Raw genomic sequence first — 24323 nt, forward strand, 5'->3', positions numbered from 1 at the left:
CGCCCGCTTTTTGGCGTTCTTTACCGGGGGGCGGATGTGGCGATTCGATCACTCAGGGTAATAAGGGAGGTGAATCTGCTCTACTCGGACGGGGGAGTACTCGTGGGGCGCGTTGCGTATCGAACAGCCGGCCTGCTGGCACTGGCGCTGCTGACGGCCTGCTCGACGAGCAGCGCCGCCGACGAGGAGAAGGCCGCCAAGGCGCCCGACGCCACCGTGACGATGTACCCGCACGACAGGGCCGCCAACGTGCCGACCGACCAGACCGTCGTCGTGGCGGCCCAGGCGGGCACGCTCAAGAGCGTCACCGTGCGCGGCAAGGACGGCGCCCTGCCCGGCACGCTCAGCGCCGACCGCACCCGCTGGCGCAGCACCGCCACCGCCCGTCCCGGCACCACGTACACGATCACCTCCGTCGTCGCCAACGCCGACGGCAAGGAGTCCGAGCAGAAGAGCACGTTCTCCACGGTCAAGGCGGTCAAGACGTTCGACATCGAGCGCATCACCCCGAACCGGGACGACACCGGCCTCACCGTCGGCGTCGGCATGCCCATCATGATCGCCTTCGACCAGCCGATCACCGACCGCGTCTCCGTCGAGCGCAACCTGCTCGTCCGCAGTTCCAAGCCCGTCGAGGGGGCCTGGCACTGGTTCGACGACCGCCACGTCGACTTCCGGCCGCGCGAGTACTGGCCCGCCCGCACCGACGTCCGCGTCGAGGCCAACCTCGCGGGCGTACGGGGCGGCAACGGCCTGTACGGCAAGCGCGACCTGGCGCTCGACTTCAGGATCGGCCGCTCCCAGATCACCAAGGGCAGCACCGACGAGCACGTCCTGCACGTCAGGCGCGACGGCAAGAAGATCCGCGAGATGCCGATGAGCGCCGGGCAGGGTGGCCAGTGGAAGTACTACACGACCTCCGGCATCCACCTGGCCATGTCCCGCGAACCGGTCACCATCATGATCTCGCCCGGCATCGGGCCCGGCTCTCCCGGCTACTACCGGATGACCGTCTACAACACCGTCCGCATCTCCAACAGCGGCGAGTACGTGCACAGCGCGCCCTGGTCGGTGGGCTCCCAGGGCAACTCCAACGTCAGCCACGGCTGCGTGAACATCAGCCCGGACAACGCGGCCTGGTTCATCAAGAACACGCTGATCGGCGACCCCATCGTCATCACCGGGTCGCCGCGCAAGCTGGAGCCGACCAACGGGTGGGGGCACTGGCAGGAGAGCTGGAAGCAGTGGCTCAGGTGGAGCTCTCTGAAGGCGGGCCCCACCCTGGCCTTCTCCTGACGCCTCCGGCCGGGCCCCGGGCCCTTGCGCGCCCGTACGAGCGCGCCGCAGGCCCTGCAGGGCGGCAGAGCCCCCTGAGGGCCTGGACGAGGGTCAGCGGGCGGGGAAGGCGCTGCTGACGGCGATCCAGTTGTCGAGGGTCCGGGCGGCCTGCCCGGAGTCGACGGCCTGCACGGCGCGCGAGTAGGCGTCGATCATGGCGGAGTCGAGGTCGTCGCCGGGCCCGTCGAGGGCCACGAGGGCGGCGGCGGTGTTGAGGAGGACGGCGTCGCGCACCGGCCCGGTCTTGCCGCCGACGAGGTCGTGCACCGCCTGGGCGTTGAAGGCGACGTCGCCGCCGCGCAGGGCGCCGACCTCGGCGCGCGGGATGCCGAGGACCGCCGGGTCGAACGTCGTCCGGGTGGCGGCGCCGTCGTGGACCGTCCAGACCGTCGAGGTGGTGGCGATGGTGAGCTCGTCGAGGCCGTCGTCGCCGCGGAAGACCAGGGCGGACACGCCGCGCTCGGCGAAGACGCCGGCCAGGACCGGCAGCATGTTGGCGTCGTAGACGCCGATGGCCTGCGCGGAGGGGCGGGCCGGGTTGGTGAGCGGGCCGAGGAAGTTGAAGACCGTGGGGACGCCGATCTCCTTGCGCGTCGGCCCGGCGAAGCGGAGCGCGGGGTGGTAGACGGGCGCGAAGCAGAAGGCGATGCCGGCCTCGGCGGCCACCCGGGCGGTCTGCTCGGGGGTGAGGTCGAGGCGGATGCCGAGGTGCTCCAGGACGTCGGCGGCGCCGCAGGAGGAGGAGGCGGCGCGGTTGCCGTGCTTGACGACGCGGGCGCCGGCGGCGGCGGCGACGATGGCGGCCATGGTGGACACGTTGACGGTGTGGGCGCGGTCGCCGCCGGTGCCGACGACGTCGACGACGGGGCCTTCGACGTGGAGCGGGGTGGCGAGGTCGAGCATGGTGCGGGCCAGCCCGACCACCTCGGCCACGGTCTCGCCCTTGGCGCGCAGCGCGATCACGAACCCGGCGATCTGCGAGGGCGTCGCCGAGCCGGACATGATCTCCCGCATGGCCCAGGCGGCCTCGTCGGCCGTGAGGTGCTCGCCGGACAGGAGAGCGGAGAGCAGCGCCGGCCAGGTCGTCCGCGAGTCCACGGTAGGCACCTACTTAGCGTTGAGTCGGCTGGAGGAGCGGCGGCGCATCAGGCCGGCCACGGCGTCGGCGAGCGCGATGGGCTCGAGGGGCTGCGGGACGACGGCGTCGGCCTTGGACCATTCGGCCAGCCAGCGGTCGTCGCGCCTGGCGATGATCAGGCAGATGGGAGGGCAGTCGTAGACCTCGTCCTTGGCCTGACGGGCGACGCCCATGCCGCCGGCGGGCTGGGTCTCGCCGTCGAGCACGGCCACGTCGATCTCGCCGGAGGCGAGCCACTGGTGGACCTTGGGCTCGGTGGCGCACTCCACGATCTCCACGAAGGGGACGTCAGCAGCCGGCCGCCGCCCGATGGCCTGCCGGACCTCTTCACGGGTGGCGGCGTCGTCGCTGTAGACGAGGACCCTCATCGTGTCGTCGGTGCTCACGGTCGCGCTCACTATCGGTCGTAGCGGTATGGTCACCTGGGATCGTACCGGTGGTGTGGTGTGGAAGCCCAGGCTGGCACCTCTTGTGGGTGTTTTGTGGCAATTATCCCAGCTTGGCTCCCGGTTTGTACCCGCTAACGGGGGGTCGTGCGCCGGACCGACCACCGGAGCCGCAATAATGCTGCCCGTGGCGACAGCATCCGCAATAACTTCGACGACGACAGCCCAGCCGTACCGACGACCGAACCTGGTCAGCGTCGGGACGATCGTCTGGCTGTCCTCTGAGCTCATGTTCTTCGCGGCGCTGTTCGCGATGTACTTCACCATCCGGTCGGTGAGCCTCGGCCAAGGTCTCGAGTGGGGTCCCGCGCTCCTGCAGCAGGGCGCCTCGAGCGAGCACGCGGCTCACCTGAACATCCCGTTCGCGACGGCCAACACGATCATCCTGGTTCTGTCGAGTGTGACGTGCCAGCTCGGCGTGTGGGCCGCGGAGAAGGGGCAGGTCGGCAAGCTCCGGTTCTGGTACTTCGTCAGCTTCCTCATGGGCTCCGTCTTCATCGCGGGCCAGCTGTACGAGTACATGGAGCTCGCGAGCGAGGGCGCGACCCTGTCCGCCAACGCCTACACCTCGGTGTTCTACCTCACGACAGGCTTCCACGGCCTGCACGTGACCGGTGGACTGATCGCGTTCCTGTTCATGCTGGGACGTACGTACGCCGCGAAGCGCTTCACGCATGAGCAGGCCACCAGTGCGATCGTCGTGTCCTATTACTGGCACTTCGTGGACGTCGTCTGGATCGGCCTTTTCGCGACCATCTACATCATTCAGTAAGGAACGGGATCTCTGTGACTAGGATCACCGCATGGCGGCGGCATCCGCTCGCGAGATACGCCGTCCTGATCCTGGCGTTGGCGCTGGTCGGGACGGTATATGCCACGTTTGTGCAGGTGAGCAGGCCCGCTGACGCGGCACTCGCGGCGGGCAAGGTCGACGACGTGGCGGAGGGCAAGAGCCTCTTCGAGGCCCACTGCTCCAGCTGCCACGGGCTCAACGCGCAGGGCACGGCGACAGGGCCGACGCTCATCGGCGTGGGCGCCGCGGCGGTCGACTTCCAGATGAGCACCGGCCGCATGCCGGCCTCCGACCCGGGCGCCCAGGTGCCGCGCAAGCCGCTGCCCGACTGGGTGAAGAAGAACCCGGACGCGATCCGGCAGATCTCCGCCTACGTGCAGTCGCTCGGCGGCGGCCCGCAGGTGCCGGGCAAGGAGCAGGTCGACCCCAAGCTCGGCGACGCGGCCAAGGGCGGTGAGCTGTTCCGCGCCAACTGCATCCAGTGCCACAACTGGGCGGGCGCCGGCGGCGCGCTGACGCGCGGCAAGTACGCGCCCAACCTCAACGAGGCCACCCCCGAGCAGATCTACGAGGCCATGGTGACCGGTCCCCAGGCGATGCCGGTCTTCAACGACTCGACGATCACGCCCGAAGAGAAGCGCAACATGATCGCCTACATCACCCAGGTCCGCGAGCAGAAGGATCCCGGAGGTTTCGGCCTCGGGCGCATCGGCCCGGTCACCGAAGGCCTCGTCGTGTGGATCGTGGGCATCCTGGCCCTGGTCCTCGCCTCGATCTGGATCACCGCGAAGAAGCGACAGAAGTCATGACAGACAACGAGCACGAGATCGAGCAGCCGGACGAGCGCGTCCCCAAGCGCGTCATCGGCACCCCCGCGCCGGGCACCTCGCTGCTCGGCGACCAGCCCGAGGCCGGCGCCGCCGCGACGGCCGGCGGCGAGACTCCCGGCGTCACCCTGCAGGACGAGCAGAAGGCGCGCAAGGCGGAGAGGATCGTGTCGCTCTGCTTCCTGATCACCTTCGCCGCCGGCATCGCCTTCCTCATCTTCTACGTGATCCTCCCGGTGGGCAGCCCGGAGGCGACGGGCCTGTCCAACCTGGCGCTCGGCGGCACGCTCACGCTGGCCGTGCTGGGCCTGGCGGTCGGCATCGTGGTCTGGGTCCGCCAGATCATGCCGAAGTACTCCCTGGTCCAGGACCGCCACGACATGGTCTCCGCCAAGGAGGACCGGGCCGTCGTGGCCGAGACGTTCCTCCAGGGCGCCAACGAGAGCGGCTTCGTCAAGCGCAAGATGCTGCGCCGCACGCTGCTGCTCGGCGCCGCGCCGCTCGGCCTGATCCCGCTGATCCTGCTGCGCGACCTGGACAACAACGACATGCCGGCGTCGCAGTTCCACAACGAGCTGCGCCACACGGTGTGGGGCGAGAAGACCAAGGAGGGCAAGAACCTCCGCCTGGTCGTCGAGGGCACCGGCCAGCCGATCCGCGCGGCCGACTTCAACTCGCCCGGCGGCATCCTGTCGGTGGTGCCCGAGGGCTACGAGCACGACCTGACCGTGCTCGCCAAGGCCACGCTGATCCTGATCAAGTTCCGGCCCGAGGAGATCAAGTCGGGCACCAACAAGAACTGGACGCACGACGGGATCGTGGCCTACTCGAAGATCTGCACGCACGTGGGCTGCCCGGCGGCCCTGTACGAGCAGACGACCCACCACATCCTGTGCCCGTGTCACCAGTCGACCTTCGACGCCGCCGACGGCGCCAAGGTGATCTTCGGTCCGGCCGCGCGGCCGCTGCCGCAGCTGCCGATCTCGGTCGACGACCAGGGCTACCTCATCGCGCAGGGTGACTTCGCGGTGCCGGTCGGTCCCAGCTTCTGGGAGCGTGGCGACGCCGAGGCCGCTGTCCGGGCCAAGGGAGGCCAGGCATGAGTGACGACCTGAACAAGGTGCCCAAGGCCATCGCCGGCACATCCAGCGTCCTGGACGAGCGGCTGGGCGGGGCCAACTTCCTCAAGCGCAACATGCGCAAGATCTTCCCTGACCACTGGTCGTTCCTGCTGGGGGAGATCGCCCTCTACGCGTTCATCATCCTGCTGCTCACCGGTACGTTCCTGACGTTCTGGTTCCAGCCGGGCATGGGACACGTGATCTACGAGGGTTCGTACGCCCCGCTCAAGGGCGTCATGATGTCGGAGGCCTACGCGTCGGCGCTGAACATCAGCTTCGACGTCCGGGGTGGACTGCTCATGAGGCAGATGCACCACTGGGCGGCCCTGCTCTTCGTCGCGGGCATGATGGTGCACATGCTCCGGGTGTTCTTCACCGGCGCCTACCGCAAGCCGCGCGAGATCAACTGGATCATCGGCATCCTGCTGCTGACGCTGGCCCTCGCCGAGGGCCTGACGGGCTACTCCCTGCCCGACGACCTGCTCTCCGGCGCCGGTCTGCGGATCACCCAGGGTGTGGCGATCTCGCTGCCGCTGGTCGGCACGTACATCTCGTTCTTCCTGTTCGGCGGCGAGTACCCGGGCGAGGACGTCATCGCGCGCTTCTACTCGCTGCACATCCTGCTCATCCCCGGCATCCTGCTGGCGCTCGTCACCGCCCACATGGTGCTCATGTGGGTGCAGAAGCACACGCAGATGCCCGGCAAGGGCCGCACCAACAAGAACGTGGTGGGCGCGCCGTTCTACCCGGCCTTCATGGCCAAGGCGGGCGCGTACTTCCTGTTCACGCTGGCCGTGGTCGCGGGGCTGGGCACGTTCGCGCAGATCAACCCGATCTGGATCTTCGGCCCGTACACGCCGGCCGACATCTCGGCGGGTTCGCAGCCTGACTGGTACATGGGCTTCCTCGAAGGCTCGCTGCGCCTGATGCCGGCGTGGGAGATCAACCTGTTCGGCACGGCCCAGGCGGGCACGCTGCCGCTCAGCGTGATCATCCCGGCCCTGGTGCCGCTCGGACTGGTCATGACGGGCCTGGCGCTCTATCCGTTCCTCGAACGGTGGATCACCGGCGACCACCGCGAGCACCACGTGGCCGACCGTCCGCGCAACAACCCGCACCGCACCTCGATCGGCATGTCCGCCATCGTGTTCTACGGCGTGCTGTGGCTGCTGGGCGCCAACGACGAACTGTCGGCGTTCTTCCACATCAACCTGAACATGACCACGTACGTGGGCCGGGCGCTCATCTTCGTGGGGCCGGCGCTGGCGTACATCATCACCTACCGCATCTGCCTGGGCCTGCAGCGTTCCGACGCCGCGGTGATCAGCCACGGTGTGGAGTCGGGTGTGATCAAGCGTCTGCCGCACGGCGAGTTCATCGAGGTCCACACCCCTCCGGCGGAGGACATCGCGGCGCACATGCGCGGCAAGGAAGCCGTCCCGATGCTCCCGGTGGACGAGGACACCTCGGGCATCCCGCCCAAGGGCATGCGCGGGCCGCTCGGCAAGCTGCGCGGCCGCATGTCCAAGGCGTACGGCGGGGAGAAGATCCCGCTGGACGAGGGGCACGGCCACGAGGACGAGCACGCGGCGGTGGGCCCGGGCGAGGACAAGTCGCTCACCCACTGACACACCGCTGGACACACCGCTGACGGACAGGCCCGGACTTCGCGAGAGGTCCGGGCCTGTCCCGTTCCCGGGGGCTCGCGGAGGCTCCGGGAACGCGAAAGCCCCCGCCGCGGGCGGGGGCTCCGGTGAGGTGAGGGGCGGGACGGGTCAGTCGGCCTCGTGCAGGCCGATGGAGAACGCCGCGTCGAGGTCGTGCTTGGAGTAGGCGCGGAAGGCGATGTGGGTCTCCGTCTGGAGCACGCCGGGGACCTTGTTGAGCCGGCCCGGGACGACCTCGGCGATCTGCTCGTAGGCCGCCACGCGGACCATCGCCAGCAGGTCGTAGTCGCCGGTGATGGAGTAGACCTCGCTGACGCCGTCGATCTCGGCGATCTGCGCCGCAACCTCCGGAATCCGGTCGACCTCGGCGTTGATGTGAACGATAGCCGTGACCATGTGCCAACTGTATCGAATCACAGGCCGCGATAGGCCAGGTCGATGCGGGCCTTGTGGCGGGCGGCGCCGTGGGCGGGCAGGCTCCACTGCCCGTCGACCTCCACCAGCCGCACGCCCGGCGACTCCAGCCAGCGCAGGATGCACTCGGTCTCCTCGGCGCTGGCCGCGTGGACGGGCCCGGGGCCGGGGATGACCGCCTCGGCGGTGGCGGTGAGCGAGGCCACGAACGGCTTGGGGTGGGCGCCGCGCGGCATGACGGCGGCGGCGGCGAGCCGCCCGTAGCGCACGACGTGCATCTCCCAGCCGCCGTCGAACGCCGGGCTGGCGGCCACGAGGTGGGGGATGCTGGTGATCGAGGTGAGCCGCTGCATGCGGGCGGCGGCGCGGACGAACGCGGCCAGCCGGTCGCGGTCGACGGAGGCCTCCTCGTAGCGCTGCTCGACCGACAGGCGCTCCATCCGGGCCGAGACGGCGGAGAAGACCGGCGAGGCGTCGAGCGTCATGGCCCGGCGCGCGGTCTCGACGTGGACGGCGTAGTCGGCCTGCGACTGCTTGCCCTCGCACGGCGCGCCGCAACGGCCCATCTCGTGCAGCACGCAGGCCGAGCGCCGGGTGCGCAGGCTGATCGGCTGGGTGCACTGGCGCAGCGGCACCGCCTCGTGCAGCGCGATGCGGGCCTCGTCGGCGAGCCGGGTGCTGGAGAACGGGCCGAGGTAGGAGGCGCCGTCGTCCTTCAGGTCGCGCACGATCGACAGGCGCGGGAACGGCTCGCCGGTGAGCTTGAGCCAGACGACCTTCTCCGGGAAGCGGGAGCGGCGGTTGTAGCGCGGTTTGGCGCCGCCGATCAGGCGCAGCTCCCTGACCTCGGCCTCCAGCGCGGTGGCGCAGACGATGTGGCGGACCCGCTCGGCGATGCCGATCATCTCGCGGATGCGCGGCCTGGTCTCGCTCGCGGTGAAGTAGGAGCGCACGCGGTTGCGCAGGTTGGTGGACTTGCCGATGTAGAGGACCTCGCCGCGCTCGTCCTCGAACATGTAGACGCCGGGGGCGTGCGGCACCGACTCGGCCAGGTGGCGCTTGCGCTGCTGCTCGGGCGTGGGGGCGCGGACGAACGACTTGAGCTCTTCGAGGGTGTGGACCTGGAAGGAGCCGGCCCGCTCGATGAGGCCGTGGAGCACGTCGACGGTGGCCCTGGCGTCCTGGAGGGCGCGGTGGCACGGCTCGGTGGCGCTGCGGAAGAACCGGGCCAGCGTGGACAGCTTGGCGTTGGGCGTCTCGTCGCGGGTCAGCACCCGGCGGGCCAGGTCGACGGTGTCGACCACCGGGTTGACCGGCGGGGGATAGCCGTGGGCGGCGCAGGCGGCCTTGACGAAGCGGGTGTCGAAGCTCGCGTTGTGGGCGACCAGCGTGGCGCCCTTGATGAACTCCAGGAAGCTCGGCAGCACCGACTCGATGCGCGGCGCGGCCACCACCATGGCGTCGGTGATGCCGGTCAGCACGGAGATGAACGGCGGGATCGGCCCGCCGGGATCGACCAGGGTGGAGAACTCGCCGAGCACCTCGCCCGCCCGGACCTTGACCGCCCCGATCTCGGTGATCATGTGCTCGGCCGGCGAGCCGCCGGTGGTCTCGAGGTCGAACACCACGAACGTGACGTCGCTCAGCGGGGTGCCGAGCTCGTCGAGAGTGCCTTGTACCGGGTCCACGAACCAAGACCATAGAGACGGGCACCGACAGATACGGATCCGAACGAATAACTATTGCGCTTGATCCTTAGTTAGTCTTCCCTCTATGTCCGGGGCAAGACTCGCCAACCGCTACTCCCTGCTGCGGCCGCTCGGCAGCGGCGGCATGGGCCGGGTGTGGCTGGCCAGGGACGAGATGCTCGACCGCGAGGTGGCGGTCAAGGAGCTGACGCTGCCCGAGGGGCTGTCCCCCGGCGAGCGCGCCGAGCTGGTCACCCGGGCGGTGCGCGAGGCGCAGGCCACCGCGCAGCTGCGCCATCCGGGCATCGTGGCGCTGCACGACGTCGTCGTCGAGCACGAGCGGCCGTGGCTGGTGATGGAGCTGCTGCGCGGCCGCACGCTGGGCGAGGCGGTGCAGGCGCACGGCCCCATGCCGACGGAGTACGTGGCCAGGATCGGCGCCGACATGCTCGACGCGCTGTCGGCCGCGCACGCCCGCGGGCTGCAGCACCGCGACGTCAAGCCGGGCAACGTGTTCCTCACCGACAGCGGCCGGGTGGTGCTCACCGACTTCGGCATCGCGCGGCAGGAGGGCCAGGCGACGCTCACCGAGCAGGGCCTGATGATCGGCTCGCCCGGGTTCATCGCGCCCGAGCGGCTGGAGGGCGAGCCCGGCGGCCCGGCCAGCGACGTGTGGTCGCTCGGCGCGACGCTGTTCCTCGCGGCCACCGGCAGGGCCGCCTACGACGGCACCACCGCCGACCGGATCAGGGCGACGCTGACCCAGCCGGTCCCGGTCGCGCCGCAGCCGCTCGGCCCGCTGCTGGCCGCGATGATGGCGCGCCACCCGGCGGCCCGGCCGGTGGCGCCGCTGATGGCCCAGGCGCTGCGCCGGGTCGCCGCGGGCGAGCCGGCCGCGCTGCCGCCGCAGCACGACGCCACCGTGCCCGGCCACGTCAGGAAGCGGAGCAGGGCCGTGCTGTGGATCGCGTCGGCGGCGGCGCTGGCGATCGCGGCGGCCACCACCATCGTCTTCCTGGTCCTGAAAAATCAGGACAACGGGGTGCCGGCCGCCTTCACCGTGCCGATGGACCTGTGCACGCTGCTCCCCCCGCAGGACGTCGGCCTGCTGATGCGCACCCAGCAGATCCCCAAGGGCGTGCCGGCCTCCGACGAGTACGGCCCCGAGTGCAACTGGACCAAGCCCGGCATCGGCGTCTCGGTGCAGCTCCAGAAGGACTCCGACACCCGCGACCCGTGGAGCATGACCCCCGTCACGGCCCGCAGCCTCTTCGCCAACCAGCAGCGCTACTGGGCCAAGCACGGGAGCTTCGGCTGGGTGTGGAAGGAGATCGGCGTCACCAAGCCGCAGGACGTCACCCGTACCTCTGTCAGGTCCTTCGGCGGCCTGGGCCAGGAGGCGTTCGCGTTCGAGCTGCTGGGGGAGACCGGCCGGATGCACTCGGCCATCGTCTACTTCCGCCTGGCCAACCTCGTGGTCGCCGCCGAGTTCACCAGGGTCGACGACCGCACCACCGACGACCAGATCAAGGAGTCCGCCCTGAGGGCGGCCAGGACGGCCGAGCGGGAGCTTCGCGGTGCGGGGTGACGGCTACGTGCTGGCGGGCCGCTACCGGCTCGTCGAGCGGCTCGGGGAGGGCGGCGCGGGGACGGTGTGGCGGGCCCGCGACGAGATGCTCAACCGGGAGGTCGCGGTCAAGCAGGTCCGCGTCCCGGCCGAGCTGTCACCGCGCGAGCGCGCCGAGTTCGCCGACCGGGCCATCCACGAGGCCAGGTCCGCCGGGCGGCTGCGCGACCCGGCCATCGTGCTGGTCCACGACGTGGTGCTCACCGGCGAGCAGCCGTGGATCATCCTCGACCTGGTCAGCGGCCGGTCGCTCGACCGGGTGATCAAGCAGGACGGGCCGCTCCCGCCCGAGGCCGTGGCCCGCATCGGCCTGCGCGTGCTGTCAGCGCTGACCGTCGCCCACTCCCACGGCATCGTGCACCAGGACGTCAAGCCGGCCAACATCCTGCTCGACGCCGACGGCTCCGCCATGCTCACCGACTTCGGCATCGCCGTCCCGCTCGGCGGGCGCGGCGACCGCTACGGCAGCGCCGGCTCGCCCGGCTACATGGCGCCCGAGCGGCTCAACGAGCAGCCCTCCGGCCCCGCCTCCGACCTGTGGTCGCTCGGCGCCAGCCTCTACACCGCCGTGGAGGGGCGGGCGCCGTTCGAGCGGGCGATGCCCGCCGCCGTCGCCGCCGCGGTGCTGCTGCACGACCCGCCGCCGCCGGTGCGGGCCGGGCGCGAGCTCGGCGGGCTGCTGCTGGCCATGCTCGCCAAGGACCCCGCCGTCCGGCCCGGCGCGGCGCAGGTCCGCGACGGGCTCCAGCGGCTGCTGGGCACGAGTACCGGCCCCGGCGCCGTCCCGTCGCGCGCCCTTCGCCGCCGCTGGTGGCCGGCCGTGGCCGCGCTCGCCGCCGTCGCCGTGCTGGGCGCCGGCGGCTGGTACGGCGTGCGCGCGCTCACCCAGGAGGACACCGGCCGGTTCGCCGCCGCGCCCGCCGCCTGCGGCCTGCTCACCGGCGCCCAGGTGACCGAGGTGATGAAGAGCGAGGTGCGGGGGCAGCAGACCAGACCCGGCGAGTGCGAGTGGCGCCTGAGCAAGGGGCCGCGCGAGATCTCCTCGCTCACCGTCAGGGTGTGGGCCGAGCGGCCCGCCGCCGGCCGGGGCGCGCCCGAGGTGGCCGTCCAGCGCTTCGCCATCGAGCGCGCCAGCCGCGCCGGAGCCGCGGGACAGGCGTTCCGCAATCTCGTCGGCGAGGTCCGCAACGTGCCGGGCGTGGGGGAGGCCGCGTTCGTGCAGAACTCCTTCCGCTTCTACAGCAACTCCCATCAGCTCGGCACCGGCACCAGCACCGTGCTGCTGCGCACCAGCAACGTGCTCGCCGAGGTGGTCTGGCAGCGCAGGGACCTGCCGAAGGACGATCCGGCCGACGAGGAGCCCGCCCGCGCCGCCGCCGCGATGGTCTCGGCCGCGTTGCGGTCCTGAACTGGTGCAAGCATCCTGCAACCGGGCTGACTAGCATGTTTCACCGCACGTCATGGCAAACCCCAGGAGTCCCTCGTGAATCCCGGTAGCGAGCACCAGCCGCCGACCCACCCGCACCCGGTGCCCGGAGGGCAGTTCGAGCCGCCGACCCAGCCGCCGATGCCGCCTCCCGTGCCGCTGCCCCCTCGGCCGCCGCGGCGCCGCCCGTGGATCCTGCCGGTCGTCGCCGCCACCCTCGTGGTGCTCGTCGGCGCGGGCGCGGGCGCCTACCTGCTGTACGGCCAGCTCACCCGGGGCCAGGGCATCGCCGGGCCGCCCGCCACGGGCCAGCCGTCCACGGCCGGGCTGACCAAGCCCGCCGCCGTGACCGGCCCCGACGTGTGCGCCATGCTGCCCAAGGAGGAGGCCGAGCGCCTCGTGCCCGGCGCGACCGTGTCCAAGGACTCCCGCGACAGCGAATACACGGTCAACTTCTCCTGCAACTGGAACAACCAGCGCATCTCCCACGGCGAGTGGTGGCGCAGCCGCGAGGTCGACGTCAAGGTCCAGCAGCACCGCGGCGACGGCGCCAAGACCGGCCGCGCCATGGCGCAGAACTCCTACGAGGTCGACTACGGCGGCGCCAAGTACGCCGAGACCGCCAAGCCCACGCCGAAGAAGGGCGAGAAGGACTACACCTCCCCGGTCACCGACATCCAGGGCGCCGGCGACGCCGCCTTCGCCCAGTACACCTGGCGCCGCTCCGGCAGCCTGATGTGGTACTCCTACGGCAAGGCGTACGCGCGCGTCCAGGACATCACGATCGAGGTCCGCTACCAGGCGAGCCAGCAGCGCAAGGACGCGCAGATCCTCAGCAACGAGACCACCCAGTCCGTCACCGAGTCGAACGCGATCCGCGAGGTCAGCGGCCTGGTCAAGCACTTCGCCAAGGGCGTGGCCGACTGGAAGGCGCGGCACCCGGACGTCCTGGCGCAGCCGTACAAGGCGGCGACCGCCTCGCCCAGCGCCGCCGCCACGCCCTCGCCGACGCCGCTGGTCGTCTTCCCGCCCGTCTGCGAGACGGTCACGCCGACGGCCGCCAAGCTCGTGCCCGGCCACACGCCCCGGGCGCGCGGCCTGGAGGTGGGCGACGACACGCAGACCGAGTGCCGCTGGCTCAACCTGGACGTGCCCGCCGGCGACAAGGTGACCAAGATCCGCAGCGTGCTCATCACCGTGCACTCCTTCACCAACCGGGCCGGCGTGGCCGACGAGACCGCCGCCCGGTCGTTCTACACGGGCCAGCTCGGCGGCGACAAGAACCTGGCGCAGTCGTCGCTCGGCGGCATCTCGTGGGGCAAGGTGCGCGACGTGCCCGGCCTGGGCGAGGAGGCGTACAGCGTCTATGTCGGGACCCGTAAGGGCGAGGTGTTCGCGGGCAGCGGCACCGTGACCGTGCGGCGGGGCGCCGTCGTGGTGGAGATCGACTACGCGGGCGCGCAGCGGCCCAAGGGCGAGCCCGCGGCCTCCGGCAACGTCGTGCTGATCCCCGAGAAGGAGGGGCTCGACGGCGCGCTGACCATGGCCAAGGCGTTCATGCAGGCGCTGTCGCAGCAGCCGGTCGGCAGCTGACCCTCACGCGGGGGTGTCGCGCAGGCGCTCCACGCGGATGCCGCGCAGCAGCGCCTCCGACACGGCGACCGCGCACAGCAGGGCGGCCAGCAGGCCGGCGCCCGTGAGCAGCGCCACGGGCGCCGCCGCCACGTCGTGCGAGAGCGGCGGCGTCACCAGCGGCTCGGCGAACTGCGGGATCCGGCCCAGCGCGGCCCCGGCCGCGAGCAGCCCGGCGACCAGCCCGGCCAGCGTGCCGGCCGCCGCGGTGATGAGCTGCTCCAGCAGCAGCGCCACGCGCAGCGCCGCCACCTTCGCGCCGGACGCCTCCAGGGCGGCCAGCTCGTAGCCGCGCCGCTTGGCCGCCGTGTGCAGCGCCAGCACGGTGCGGCCGAGCGCGAGCGAGGCGGCGGCCAGCGCGGAGATCAGCAGCAGGACCAGGGCCAGTCCCGGACCCTGCCGGACGAAGGCGGCGGCCACCTCGCTCTCGTAGCGGGTGGAGACCACGGTGAGCCCCTGCTCGCGCAGCGCCCGCTCCAGCGCCGGGACGCCCGCCGCGCGGGTCCACACCTGGTAGACGGCCTGCTCGTGCACTCCGTACGCGATCCGGTCGGCCTGTTCCAGATCCATCACGACGCCGGGCCCGGTCAGGCCGGGCGCGGCCGAGGCCGTCGCGACCGCCCGCACGCCCGTGGCGAAGGCGTGGTCCAGGCCCGGCACCAGCTTGGCGCCCACGCCGACGACCACGGCGGCCGGCCGCGGATCGTAGGTGGCGGGCCGGAGCGTCTGGTTGTTCTGGAGCGAGACGACGAAGCCGCCGTCGTCACGGCCCGGGTCGCCGTCCACCCGCCAGCGCGGGGTGGGGACGCGCTGCCAGCGGCCCTCGTCCCGGAGCTCCAGCCGCGTCACGACGACCTCCATCCGCGGGATCGTCGCCTGCTCGTCCAGCGGGGTGAACTCGGCGTGCACCCGGCGCAGCTCGCACGGCGCGTCACGGCAGGACAGCGGCAGGTTCCACGCGTACGAGCCGCCGCCGCCCGGGCGCAGGACGCCGAGCGGGATCGCGGCGGGCTTGAGCCGGTCCGGGATGCGGAACGTGGCGAACAGCCGCACCTGCCAGCCCTCGGGCGGCACGTCATGGCGGGCCGTGAGCCGGAACCGGTCGCCGCTCACCATGACCCTGGGCGTCCCGGGTCCGGGCAGCGCCGCCGCCGCCTCGGCCAGCCGCATCCCACCGGCCAGCTCCGGGTCCCAGGTCGCGACGCGGGCCAGCCGTTCCGGGTCCGTGGCGATCAGCTGGGGCGGGCCCGGAACCTTGATCACCGGGGCTGCAGTGCCGCCCGGGTCGGCGGCTTCCACCGCGTCGGCGAACGCGCGCGGCCCGACCGGCTGGACCGTGATCGCCGCCGGGGCGCCGTTGTGGAAGGCGGCGGCCCGCCGGTAGTCGGCGGACGTGGCCGTCCACGCCGACACCGCGAACGTCGCCAGCCCGAACGCCGTGCCGAGCACGATCACGCTCCCCGTGGTGACCGGCCCGCGCGCCACCTGCCGCAACGCCAGGAACGGGCCGAGGCCGCCCCGCCGCCGGGTGAGGCCGAACAGCCGCCGCGCCAGCACCGGCAGCCCGCGCGCGGCCAGCAGCGCCACGCCCAGCGCCATCAGGCCGGGCACGGCCAGCGCGCTGGAGGACTGCCCCGTCGTGTCGCTGATCACCCCGCCCGCCAGCAGCTCGACCAGGCCGAGCGCCGTCACCACCAGCACGACCGCGTCCGGCACCCAGCCGCGCGCGCTGCGGCGCGGTGTGCGCCGCCACTCCTCGGTGACCGGGCGCGTCGCCACCCGCCAGGCCGACACGACCGCCGCCATCAGGCCACCCGCCGTCGCGGCCAGCCCCGCGTACGCCGCCTGCGCCGGGAACACGGCGGGGATGCCCGGCGGGAGCAGCGCCTCCACCATCGCCCGCGCGGCCAGCAGCCCCGCCGCCAGCCCGAGCGGCACGGCCAGCGCGAGCAGCAGCAGCGGCTCGGCCAGCGCGAACCGCCACACCCGCGCCCGGCCGTGACCGCGCAGCCGGGCCAGGGCGATCTCCGCGCCGCGCGCCCGTACCAGATCGCCCACGGTCTGGAACAGCAGCAGCCAGGCCAGCCCCACGAGCTGCGCCGACACCAGCAGCGTCGGCACGCCGAGCGTCTCCGAGCTCGTCGTCATCGCCCGCAGCGTGACGGGCATCCGTGAGTAGACGATGTCGCCGGTCTCGCGGCCCGCCGTGTCGGCCGCCGCCTGCAGGGCCGTCAGCGCGCCCAGGTCGGAGCCGAGGACGCGCCCCGCGTCGACGGTGACGATGGCGTAGTCGGTCCACCCGCCACGCTGCGCCGGGTCCGCCGTCAGCGCGGCGCCCGCGACGGCCGTCTCCTCGCGCGTCTGCGGCACCGTGAACAGCGGGTCGATCCGCGACGAACCGCTCTCGCCCCCGGGCGTGGTCAGCGAGCGGCCGAACCAGAACGGGTCGCCCGCCGACTCGTGCCCGTAGACGCCGACGACCTTCAGCGGCGCGGGCCGCAGCTCCGTGGTGCCGGGCTCGCGCCTGACCAGAGCCGCCAGCCGCACCTCTGAGCCGACCGCCATCCCCGACGCCCGGCTCGCCATCACCTCGCCCGCCGCCCGGGGGCAGCGGCCCTCGACCGGGCGCAGGCGCTCGCACTGGCCGTCCTGCCACACCAGGGTGTACGAGAGCTCCCTCGACAGGTCGGCGTCGCCGCTGGAGACCTCCATCCCGTACACCGGGGCGGCCGTGAACGACGCCGTCAGCGCGGCGGCCTTCGCCTGGATGCCGCCGGTCCTCGTCGTGTAACGCCAGCCGCGCCCGTCCACCGGCGCCGCCAGCAGCGCGTCACGGACCACCGTGGTGGCGGCCGCCGCCGTGTAGATCGGGCCCACCGCCGCGCAGGCGATCGGCACGACGGCGATGAGCAGCACGACCAGCGAGAGCGTACGGCGTTCCCACAGGCCGCGCAGGATCACGAGCCGGCCCTCCTGAGCACGATGCCGTCGTCCAGCGGCTCGATGCGGGCCATCGAGCCGGGCGGGAGCAGATGGTGGAACTCCGGCGGCACCTGCACCGCGCCCTCCCGGCCGACCACCACCAGGTCCTCGCCGCGCCTGCCCTCCGAGCCGACCCGGCCGTCGCGGATCGTCACCGTACGGCTCAGCGCCTCGCTGACCGCCACGTCGTGCGTCACCACCACCGCCGTCGTGCCGTCCGCCTGCGCCGCATGCTTGATCAGCTCGATCACCCGCGCCCCCGAGGCGGCGTCGAGCTGGCTCGTGGGCTCGTCGGCCAGCAGGAGCGCGGGCGCGTTCGCCAGCGCCACCGCCAGGGCCAGCCGCTGCTGCTCGCCGCCCGACATCCGGTTCGCCGGCCGGTTGCCCGCGTCGTCCAGGCCGACCCGGCGCAGCAGCTCACGCACCCTGCCGCGATCCCGCCTGACCGCCCGCTGGGCGAACGCCACGTTCTGCGCGGCCGGCAGGTAGCCGATCAGGTTGCGGGCCGGGTTCTGCAGCACGGTGCCGATCCGCCGGGCGCGCAGCCGGTCCAGGCGGCGCTGGTCGAGCCGGCCCACCTCCACGCCGTCCAGCCACAGCCGCCCGGCGCTCGGCCGCAACAGCCCCGCCAGCAGCCACAGCAGCGTCGACTTGCCCGCCCCGGACGGGCCCAGCAGCGCCACCGTCTCGCCCGCGTCGATCACCAGGTCCACGTCGCGCAGCGCGACCACCTCGACGTCGCGGGCCCGGTAGATCTGCACGACCCCGTCGCAGCGCACCATGCTCGTGGGGCTCGTGGGGCTCGTGGGCCGCTCCCCGCCGCGCCAGGGTTCGTCGATCACGGGCCGCCCACCGCCTGCCGGGCCCGGGGCGCGCGGAGCTCGACCACCCGGTCGCACCGCTCGGCCACCTCGGGGTCGTGGGTCGCGATCAGCAGCGCGACGCCGTCACCGGCCGCCGCCAGCAGCTCCTCCAGCACGACCTCCCGGTGCCCGGCGTCCTGCTCGGCCGTCGGCTCGTCGGCCAGCAGCGCCACCGGCCGCAACGCCAGCGCCCTGGCCACCGCCACCCGCTGCTGCTGGCCGCCGGACAGCTCCTCCACCAGGTGATCGGCGAACCTCTCCACCCGCAGCCGCTCCAGCGCCTCCGCCGCCAGCCGCATCGCCTCACGCGGCGACCGGCCGGCCGCGCGCAACGCCACCTCGACGTTCTCGGCCGCCGTGAGCAGGCTCAGCAGGCCGTACGACTGGAAGACGAGCGCCAGCCCGGCCCGCAGCCCCGGCTGCTCGTCCAGCGGCACGCCGCCCACCAGCACCCGGCCCGCCACCGGCGGCGCCAGCCCGGCGAGCGTCGTGAGGAGGGTCGTCTTGCCCGACCCGGACGGGCCCATGAGCGCGACCCGCTCGCCCTCGCCCAGGTCGAGCGACAGATCCTCGACGACCGTGCGGCCGCCCGCACGGCAGGTGAGAGCGCGGCACGAGATCACCGGTCCGGGCGCCACGCGGAGATCCTCCGCCAGCCGGGGGCATACGTCAACAGTTAAAGATCCTGCAACTCCCCTGCAAGCGTGACAAATACGGTTATGTCAGCAAGCAGTACGTGAGCCGCGCGAGCACGCCTGCCCAGCACAGGGGCCTGGGCAGGACCGACGGGGATTCGCGCGGCTCACGACCGGGGCGGCTCGCTGCTTCGCCGCCTGGTGACGCGGCGGGGGCCGACCCAGGTCAGGGGGAAGCATCGACTTTGGTCGCTACCGCCCGCCCGTGCCCACCGCATAACCTCGGGAAACGTGAACGGACCCGAGCACGCCCCCGAATACCGGTGGGCCCTGCCGTCCGTGCTGCTCGGCGACGGCGGCGCGGGCCGGCCCGTGCGCCGCTCGACGCGCGACTGGATCGTCGACCTCACGCTCTTCCTCGGCGCCTGCGGCCTGACCCTGATGACCCTCGCCGAGATCCGCGACGCGCCCGAGCCCGTCCAGGCCGTCGAGCAGGCGCTGGGCGTGCTGTCCTGCCTCGCCGTCTGGCTGCGCCGCCGATGGCCGGTCGCGCTCGCGCTGGTCACCTTGACCCTGTCCTCCTCGCTGCTGCTCATCGGCGGGGCGGCCGTGGTCGCCCTGTTCACCGTCGCCGTCCACCGGCCGTTCAAAATCTCCGGGCCGGTCGCGCTGCTCGGCGTCCTCACCCTGGCGCCCAACGCGATGATCTGGCCCGACGCCGAGCTCGGCTGGCTCGGCACGTTCGTCTTCGGGCTGGCGATCCTGCTGACCGTGTTCGCCTGGGGCATCGTCATACGGGCCAGGCGGCAGCTCGTCTGGTCCCTCCGGCAGCGCGCTGACGGGGCCGCCGAGGAGGCCAGACGGCTGGAGCGCGAGCGGATCGCCCGCGAGATGCACGACGTGCTCGCGCACCGCCTGTCGATGCTCAGCCTGCACGCCGGCGCGCTCGAGTTCCGTCCCGGGGCGCCGGAGGCCGAGGTCGCCCGCGCCGCCGGCGCCATCCGCCAGGGCGCCCACCAGGCGCTCCAGGACCTGCGGGAGGTCATCGGGGTGCTGCGCCACTCCGGCGCGCCCGCCGACGACCCCGTCCCCGACCGGCCCCAGCCCACCCTCGACGACCTCCCCGCGCTGGTGGCCGAATGCCGCCGCGCGGGCCTCGACGTCCGCCTCGACCTGCACGTGGACCCGCCTGCCGAGGTGTCCGCAGAAGCGCCCTCCGACGTACGCGCCGCCGCGCCTGTCGTTGTGTCCACGGACGCGCCCGTTGCCGTGCCCGCCATCGTGCCTGCCGACGTGCCCGCCGCCCTTCCCACCGGCGCGCCCCCTGTCGGACCGGCCGCTGGAGGGTTTGCGCCGTCCGAGATGCCCGCGTCGCCCGAAGGGCCCGCGCCGTACGGAGGGCAGCGGTTGCCCGAGGCGTTGGGGCGCAACGTCTACCGGATCGTGCAGGAGGCGCTCACCAACGCGCGCAAGCATGCGGGCGGGGCACCGGCCACCGTGACGGTGACGGGTGCGCCGGGGCGTGGGCTGTCGGCCGAGGTACGCAACGCGCTGGGGTCCAGGCACAACGCACTCGGGTCGCGGCATGCCGCCCGCATCCCGGGCGCGGGGGCCGGGCTCATCGGGCTGGCCGAGCGGGCTGAGCTCGCGGGCGGCCGGTTGGAGCACGGGCCGACGCCGGACGGCGAGTTCGTGGTGCGTGCCTGGCTGCCGTGGCCTTGCCCGGAGGAGAGCGCATGACGGACCCGATCCCGGGCCGGGTTCCCGAACCGACCTGCCGCCCGACTCCCGGGCCGACGTCCCGCCCGGCCTCCGGGCCGACCTGCCGACCGGCCTCCGGACCGGTCCCTGGAGCAACCGCCAGGCCGATCCCGGGGCGGGCCGCCGGGTCGGCCTCCGGACCGGTCCCGGAGCGATGCCGGGGCGGCCGCCGAACCGATCTCCGGACCGACCCCACAGCGGGTTCCTGGACCGGTCGCTGGGCCCCTCCCGGGGCCATGAGCGGGGCGGAGAGCGGGGTGACGGCCGGGGCGGTGAGCGGGCTGACAAGGGCGACAGGCGGGGTGATGAGCGAGTCAAGGAGTGGGCCGTCGGCCGGGTCGGCGGCTGGGTCGATTCGGGTGCTGATCGTTGATGATGACGCGCTGGTGCGGGCCGGGCTGGCGATGATCCTGGGCGGCGTGGACGGGATCGAGATCGTGGGCGAGGCGGGTGACGGGGCGCAGGTGCCGCCGCTGGTCGCCGAGCACCGGCCCGACGTGGTGCTGATGGACATCAGGATGCCCGGCGTCGACGGACTGGCCGCGACCGAGGCGCTGCGGGCGACCAAGGCGCCGCCGGAGGTCGTGGTGCTGACCACGTTCCACGCTGACGCGCAGGTGCTGCGGGCGCTGCGCGCGGGTGCCGCCGGATTCCTGCTCAAGGACATCCCGCCCGTCGAGCTGGTGGCCGCGATCAGGAAGGTGGCCGCGGGGGAGCCGATCCTGTCGCCCGCCGTCACCCGGCAGCTCATCACCCACGTGTCGCACGGCGGCGCTGTCGGACGGGCCGAGCGGGCGCGCGGGCTGCTGGCCCGGCTCAGCGAGCGCGAGCGTGAGGTGGCGCTGGCGGTCGGGCGGGGCAGGTCCAACGCGGAGATCGGCCGCGAGCTGTACATGAGCGTGCCCACGGTCAAGGCGCATGTTTCGCGCATCCTTACCAAACTGGCGCTGAACAACCGGGTCCAGATCGCGCTGCTGGTCTACGACGCGAGCTGACGGGGCTGGGATTCCAGCTTTCCCGGGCTCTGTCGCAGCGGAGCCGTCCAGGCAGGCCACCGGTCCGTGAGGCGTACCGGCCGGAGGCGAGGCTGGGAGCGGGGATTTGGGGGCGGGGCTGGGGCGCCGTAGCTGGGGCGTGGGTGTCGGGTCCGCGAGGGCCGTGCCGGGTCCGGAGGGTGCCCTGCCAGGCCAGGAGGGTGCCGTGCCGGGTCCGGGGGATGCTGTGCAGGATCCCTGGGGGACTGTGCGGGGTCCCGGCAGCGCCGTGTGGGCATCGGCGGGGTCAGGCCCTGGGGTTGCCGTGTCGGCTACGCGGGGTGCCGGGCCTGGGGGTGCCGCGTCCGGTCCCGGGGAGGGGGAGGGGCCGGGTCCGACTCCGTGCGTGCTGTGGTCGGGCCTGTGCGGGCTGTGCCGGGTTCGGAGAGGGTGCTGCTGGGGCCTGTGGGGGCTGCGTGTGGGGGTGCGAGGGTTGGACGAGCGCTTGTCCCATCTTGGGTGGCCGTTACGGACAGGTAGCGGGCAGCCGTACCCTTGTCTGAAAGGGCATGTCATGAAGGGACAGTGGGATGAGTTCAGCGGGTGAAGGCCTGTCTCGCCCGCTTCCCGAGCAGGTGCGGCTCAATGTGGTCGACCTCGCGGCCCAGGTTCTCGGTTCGATGCCCGCTGTGGCGGTGCCGGCGCCGTTGCGTGGCATCGCCAAGTTCGACCCGCGTAAGCGTGCCCGGCTGGGCAGTGCGCCGATCGCCGCGCAGTTGGAGAACGACAAGAAGTTCCGCGAGGTGGTCGCCGAGTCGGTGGCCTCCGGCTGGCCGGAGCTGGTGGCCTCGCTGGCCGAGGGCAACGTGCCGCCCGCCGCCGATCCGGTGCTGGTCGCCGCCGCGGCTTATCTCACGCGGCCGCCCGGCTGGGCCGACATGGTGGAGTCGGCCCGCGCCGACCTGGAGCAGTCCGCCGCCGCGGCCGAGGGGTCGGAGCGCGAGGAGGTCGTCTCCCGGCTGCGTGAGCAGCTCGCCGCGCAGAAGAGCGCGGCCAAGGAGGAGGCCGAGCGGCTGCGTGAGCAGTTGAAGGCGGCCCGCGGCGAGAACTCCGAGCTGCGCCGCAAGCTGCACGAGGCCCGCGAGCGCGCGAAGGGCGCGGTGCGGCGGGCCGAGGAGATGGAGCAGGCCGCGGAGGAGGCCAGGCACGCCGCCACGGCCGCCGGCAGCGCGGGGGAGTCGGAGCTGCGGCGGTTGCGTGAGCGCCTGGCCGATGTGGAGAAGCAGCTCGAAGCCTCGCGCCGGGCCGCGCGTGAGGGCCGCAGCGTCGAGGACGCGCGCATCCGGGTGCTGCTCGACGCGCTGCAGGACGCCTCGGCGGGGCTGCGCAGGGAGCTGGCGCTGCCCACCATGATCAGCCGGCCGGCCGACTCGGTCGCGGCGCTCACCGGTGAGCGGCCGGGTGTGCGCGGCGTGCCCGCCCGCGCGCTGGCCGACGACGACCCGCAGCTGCTCGATCAGCTTCTGGCGCTGCCGCAGGTGCATCTGATCATCGACGGCTACAACGTGACCAAGTCCGGCTACGGCACGCTCACGCTCGCCGACCAGCGCGCCCGCCTGATGACCGGGCTCGGCGGGCTGGTCGCGCAGACGCGCGTCGAGGTGACCGTGGTGTTCGACGGCGCCGAGCTCAACTCTCCGGTGCAGGTGGTGGCGCCGCGCGGGGTGCGGGTGCTGTTCAGCGCGCCGGGTGAGATCGCCGACGACCTGATCCGCCAGCTCGTCCGGGCCGAGCCGCCCGGCCGGGCGATCGCCGTGGTGTCCTCCGACCGCGAGGTGGCCGAGTCCGTCAGGCGGATGGGCGCCAGGCCCGTTCCGTCCGCGCTGCTGCTGAGGCGGCTCGGTCGCGCATAGATGACGAATATGGCGTTTAGGTGAGGATTACTCGCCACTTCTGTACTATTTCGCCCCGAGGATGATCCCCTGGGAGGCGACGCTGTGAGGTTGGGCCGGGTGCCGCTGGCCGCGGGTCTGGTGTTCGGACTGGTGATGACCCCCGTCGGAGGGGTGCTGGCCGATCCCAAGCCGACTCTCGCGCAGGCGAGAGCGAAGCTCGACAAGCTCAACGACAAGGCCGACAAGGTCGTGGACCGCTACAACACGGCCACCGAGAAGTACAAAGAGGCCAAGGCGCGCTACAGCCGGCTGAACGACACGTACAAGCGCAAGCTGGCGACCGTCGCGGATCTGCGCGGCGAGGTCGTCAACATGGCCGTCGAGACGTACAAGCTGGGGGGCGACTTCTCGACCCTGCCCACCATGATGACCAGCGACGATCCGGCCGATCTGCTGTACGGGATGGCGTTACGCGGGCAGCTCGCGCAGGAGCGCACCCAGAAGCTCGCCGCCTTCGACCGGGCGAACCGGGGGCTGAAGACCGACCGTGACCGCGCCGAGGAGGCGCTGGCCGCGGCCGACAAGGAGCGGGACGCGGTCAAGAAGGACCGGGCGGAGATCCTGGACCTCATCAAGGACCAGAAGAAGCTCCTCGACCGGCTGGGCGCGTACAAGGCGGGCAATCCCAACAGCACCGGCCTCAAGTACACGGGTCCCGCCTCGGGCAACGCCGCGGCCGTGCTGCGCTTCGCGTACGCGCAGGTCGGCAAGCCGTACGTGTTCGGCGGCACCGGGCCGGGCGGCTACGACTGCTCGGGGCTCACGCAGGCCGCCTGGCGGGCCGGTGGCGTTTCGCTGCCGCGCACGACCTGGCAGCAGTGGTCGTGGGGCGCCAGCCGCAAGGTGTCGCTCAACGCGCTGGAGCCCGGCGACCTGATCTTCAGCGAGGGCCTCGGGCACGTGAGCATCTATGCGGGCGGCGGCAAGATCGTGCATGCGCCGCAGACGGGTGACGTGGTGAAGGTGGTCACACTCTCGTCGTACGGGCGCCGTCTCGTGGGCGCCGTACGCCCCTGACAAGACGGGGTCGGCCCAA

The 24323-nt window shown here is 72.7% G+C and carries 19 protein-coding genes; 12 read left to right on the plus strand and 7 right to left on the minus strand.

The window, feature by feature from the left end:
* Positions 1 to 102: 102 nt before the first annotated feature.
* Positions 103 to 1296, plus strand: a complete 1194-nt coding sequence (locus tag AB0G11_RS15965; RefSeq protein ID WP_219511143.1) for an Ig-like domain-containing protein — start codon at positions 103 to 105, stop codon at positions 1294 to 1296.
* Between the two features lie 93 nt (positions 1297 to 1389).
* On the opposite strand, the gene trpD is transcribed toward AB0G11_RS15965, so the two are convergent.
* Together trpD and AB0G11_RS15975 are read right to left on the minus strand one after the other, a co-directional pair.
* Entirely contained in the window at positions 1390 to 2436 is a 1047-nt protein-coding gene (gene trpD, locus AB0G11_RS15970; RefSeq protein ID WP_357586479.1) for an anthranilate phosphoribosyltransferase, read from the minus strand.
* A gap of 9 nt (positions 2437 to 2445) precedes the next feature.
* The gene (locus AB0G11_RS15975) at positions 2446 to 2844 is read right to left on the minus strand and encodes a hypothetical protein (protein ID WP_219511207.1); all 399 of its coding nucleotides are present in this window, start codon (positions 2842 to 2844) and stop codon (positions 2446 to 2448) included.
* A 196-nt stretch (positions 2845 to 3040) separates the two neighbouring features.
* On the opposite strand from AB0G11_RS15975, the gene AB0G11_RS15980 reads away from it, so the two are divergent.
* From AB0G11_RS15980 to AB0G11_RS15995, 4 genes are read left to right on the plus strand one after another with little or no spacing between them, the layout of a single operon-like run.
* Positions 3041 to 3694, plus strand: a complete 654-nt coding sequence (locus AB0G11_RS15980; protein ID WP_219511148.1) for a heme-copper oxidase subunit III — start codon at positions 3041 to 3043, stop codon at positions 3692 to 3694.
* Between the two features lie 14 nt (positions 3695 to 3708).
* Positions 3709 to 4524 carry a c-type cytochrome gene (locus tag AB0G11_RS15985; RefSeq protein ID WP_219511150.1) on the plus strand — a complete coding sequence of 272 codons (816 nt, stop codon included), beginning with the start codon at positions 3709 to 3711 and terminating at the stop codon, positions 4522 to 4524.
* Positions 4521 to 5645: a Rieske 2Fe-2S domain-containing protein gene (locus AB0G11_RS15990; protein ID WP_357586481.1), complete on the plus strand. Its 1125-nt coding sequence runs from the start codon at positions 4521 to 4523 to the stop codon at positions 5643 to 5645. The genes AB0G11_RS15985 and AB0G11_RS15990 overlap by 4 nt, the downstream gene beginning before the upstream one ends.
* On the plus strand, positions 5642 to 7291 hold the full coding sequence (locus AB0G11_RS15995) for a ubiquinol-cytochrome c reductase cytochrome b subunit (RefSeq protein WP_357586483.1): 1650 nt from the start codon (positions 5642 to 5644) through the stop codon (positions 7289 to 7291). Before AB0G11_RS15990 ends, AB0G11_RS15995 begins: the two co-directional genes overlap by 4 nt.
* A gap of 147 nt (positions 7292 to 7438) precedes the next feature.
* On the opposite strand, the gene AB0G11_RS16000 is transcribed toward AB0G11_RS15995, so the two are convergent.
* Together AB0G11_RS16000 and AB0G11_RS16005 are read right to left on the minus strand one after the other, a co-directional pair.
* Positions 7439 to 7726: an Lrp/AsnC ligand binding domain-containing protein gene (locus tag AB0G11_RS16000; RefSeq protein WP_219511155.1), complete on the minus strand. Its 288-nt coding sequence runs from the start codon at positions 7724 to 7726 to the stop codon at positions 7439 to 7441.
* 17 nt (positions 7727 to 7743) lie between these two features.
* Positions 7744 to 9432 carry a DEDD exonuclease domain-containing protein gene (locus AB0G11_RS16005; RefSeq protein ID WP_357586485.1) on the minus strand — a complete coding sequence of 563 codons (1689 nt, stop codon included), beginning with the start codon at positions 9430 to 9432 and terminating at the stop codon, positions 7744 to 7746.
* Positions 9433 to 9517: 85 nt separating this feature from the next.
* On the opposite strand from AB0G11_RS16005, the gene AB0G11_RS16010 reads away from it, so the two are divergent.
* From AB0G11_RS16010 to AB0G11_RS16020, 3 genes are all read left to right on the plus strand, one after another.
* Positions 9518 to 11020 carry a serine/threonine-protein kinase gene (locus AB0G11_RS16010; protein ID WP_357586487.1) on the plus strand — a complete coding sequence of 501 codons (1503 nt, stop codon included), beginning with the start codon at positions 9518 to 9520 and terminating at the stop codon, positions 11018 to 11020.
* Complete coding sequence (locus tag AB0G11_RS16015) at positions 11010 to 12467, plus strand: serine/threonine-protein kinase (RefSeq protein WP_357586489.1); 1458 nt, start codon at positions 11010 to 11012, stop codon at positions 12465 to 12467. The genes AB0G11_RS16010 and AB0G11_RS16015 overlap by 11 nt, the downstream gene beginning before the upstream one ends.
* 75 nt (positions 12468 to 12542) lie before the next feature.
* The gene (locus AB0G11_RS16020) at positions 12543 to 14078 is read left to right on the plus strand and encodes a hypothetical protein (RefSeq protein WP_357586491.1); all 1536 of its coding nucleotides are present in this window, start codon (positions 12543 to 12545) and stop codon (positions 14076 to 14078) included.
* A 3-nt stretch (positions 14079 to 14081) separates the two neighbouring features.
* On the opposite strand, the gene AB0G11_RS16025 is transcribed toward AB0G11_RS16020, so the two are convergent.
* From AB0G11_RS16025 to AB0G11_RS16035, 3 genes are read right to left on the minus strand one after another with little or no spacing between them, the layout of a single operon-like run.
* Positions 14082 to 17078 carry an FtsX-like permease family protein gene (locus AB0G11_RS16025; RefSeq protein ID WP_219511166.1) on the minus strand — a complete coding sequence of 999 codons (2997 nt, stop codon included), beginning with the start codon at positions 17076 to 17078 and terminating at the stop codon, positions 14082 to 14084.
* Positions 17075 to 17941 (minus strand): ATP-binding cassette domain-containing protein, encoded by an 867-nt coding sequence (locus tag AB0G11_RS16030; protein ID WP_308126052.1) that lies wholly within the window; start codon positions 17939 to 17941, stop codon positions 17075 to 17077. The genes AB0G11_RS16025 and AB0G11_RS16030 overlap by 4 nt, the downstream gene beginning before the upstream one ends.
* The gene (locus AB0G11_RS16035) at positions 17938 to 18600 is read right to left on the minus strand and encodes an ATP-binding cassette domain-containing protein (RefSeq protein ID WP_219511169.1); all 663 of its coding nucleotides are present in this window, start codon (positions 18598 to 18600) and stop codon (positions 17938 to 17940) included. Before AB0G11_RS16035 ends, AB0G11_RS16030 begins: the two co-directional genes overlap by 4 nt.
* A 288-nt stretch (positions 18601 to 18888) precedes the next feature.
* Between AB0G11_RS16035 and AB0G11_RS16040 the strand changes: the two genes are divergently transcribed.
* The 4 genes from AB0G11_RS16040 to AB0G11_RS16055 all read left to right on the plus strand — a co-directional run bounded on the left by AB0G11_RS16040 (position 18889) and on the right by AB0G11_RS16055 (position 24304).
* Positions 18889 to 20337, plus strand: a complete 1449-nt coding sequence (locus AB0G11_RS16040) for a histidine kinase (RefSeq protein ID WP_308126053.1) — start codon at positions 18889 to 18891, stop codon at positions 20335 to 20337.
* Between the two features lie 326 nt (positions 20338 to 20663).
* Positions 20664 to 21353, plus strand: a complete 690-nt coding sequence (locus AB0G11_RS16045; protein WP_357586493.1) for a response regulator transcription factor — start codon at positions 20664 to 20666, stop codon at positions 21351 to 21353.
* Between the two features lie 626 nt (positions 21354 to 21979).
* The gene (locus AB0G11_RS16050) at positions 21980 to 23245 is read left to right on the plus strand and encodes an NYN domain-containing protein (protein WP_357586495.1); all 1266 of its coding nucleotides are present in this window, start codon (positions 21980 to 21982) and stop codon (positions 23243 to 23245) included.
* Positions 23246 to 23329: 84 nt separating this feature from the next.
* Entirely contained in the window at positions 23330 to 24304 is a 975-nt protein-coding gene (locus AB0G11_RS16055; RefSeq protein ID WP_357586497.1) for an NlpC/P60 family protein, read from the plus strand.
* Positions 24305 to 24323 lie beyond the last annotated feature (19 nt).

The sequence above is a fragment of the Nonomuraea sp. NPDC023979 genome (assembly GCF_040639085.1).
In the GTDB taxonomy this organism is placed as follows: Bacteria; Actinomycetota; Actinomycetes; order Streptosporangiales; family Streptosporangiaceae; genus Nonomuraea; species Nonomuraea ceibae.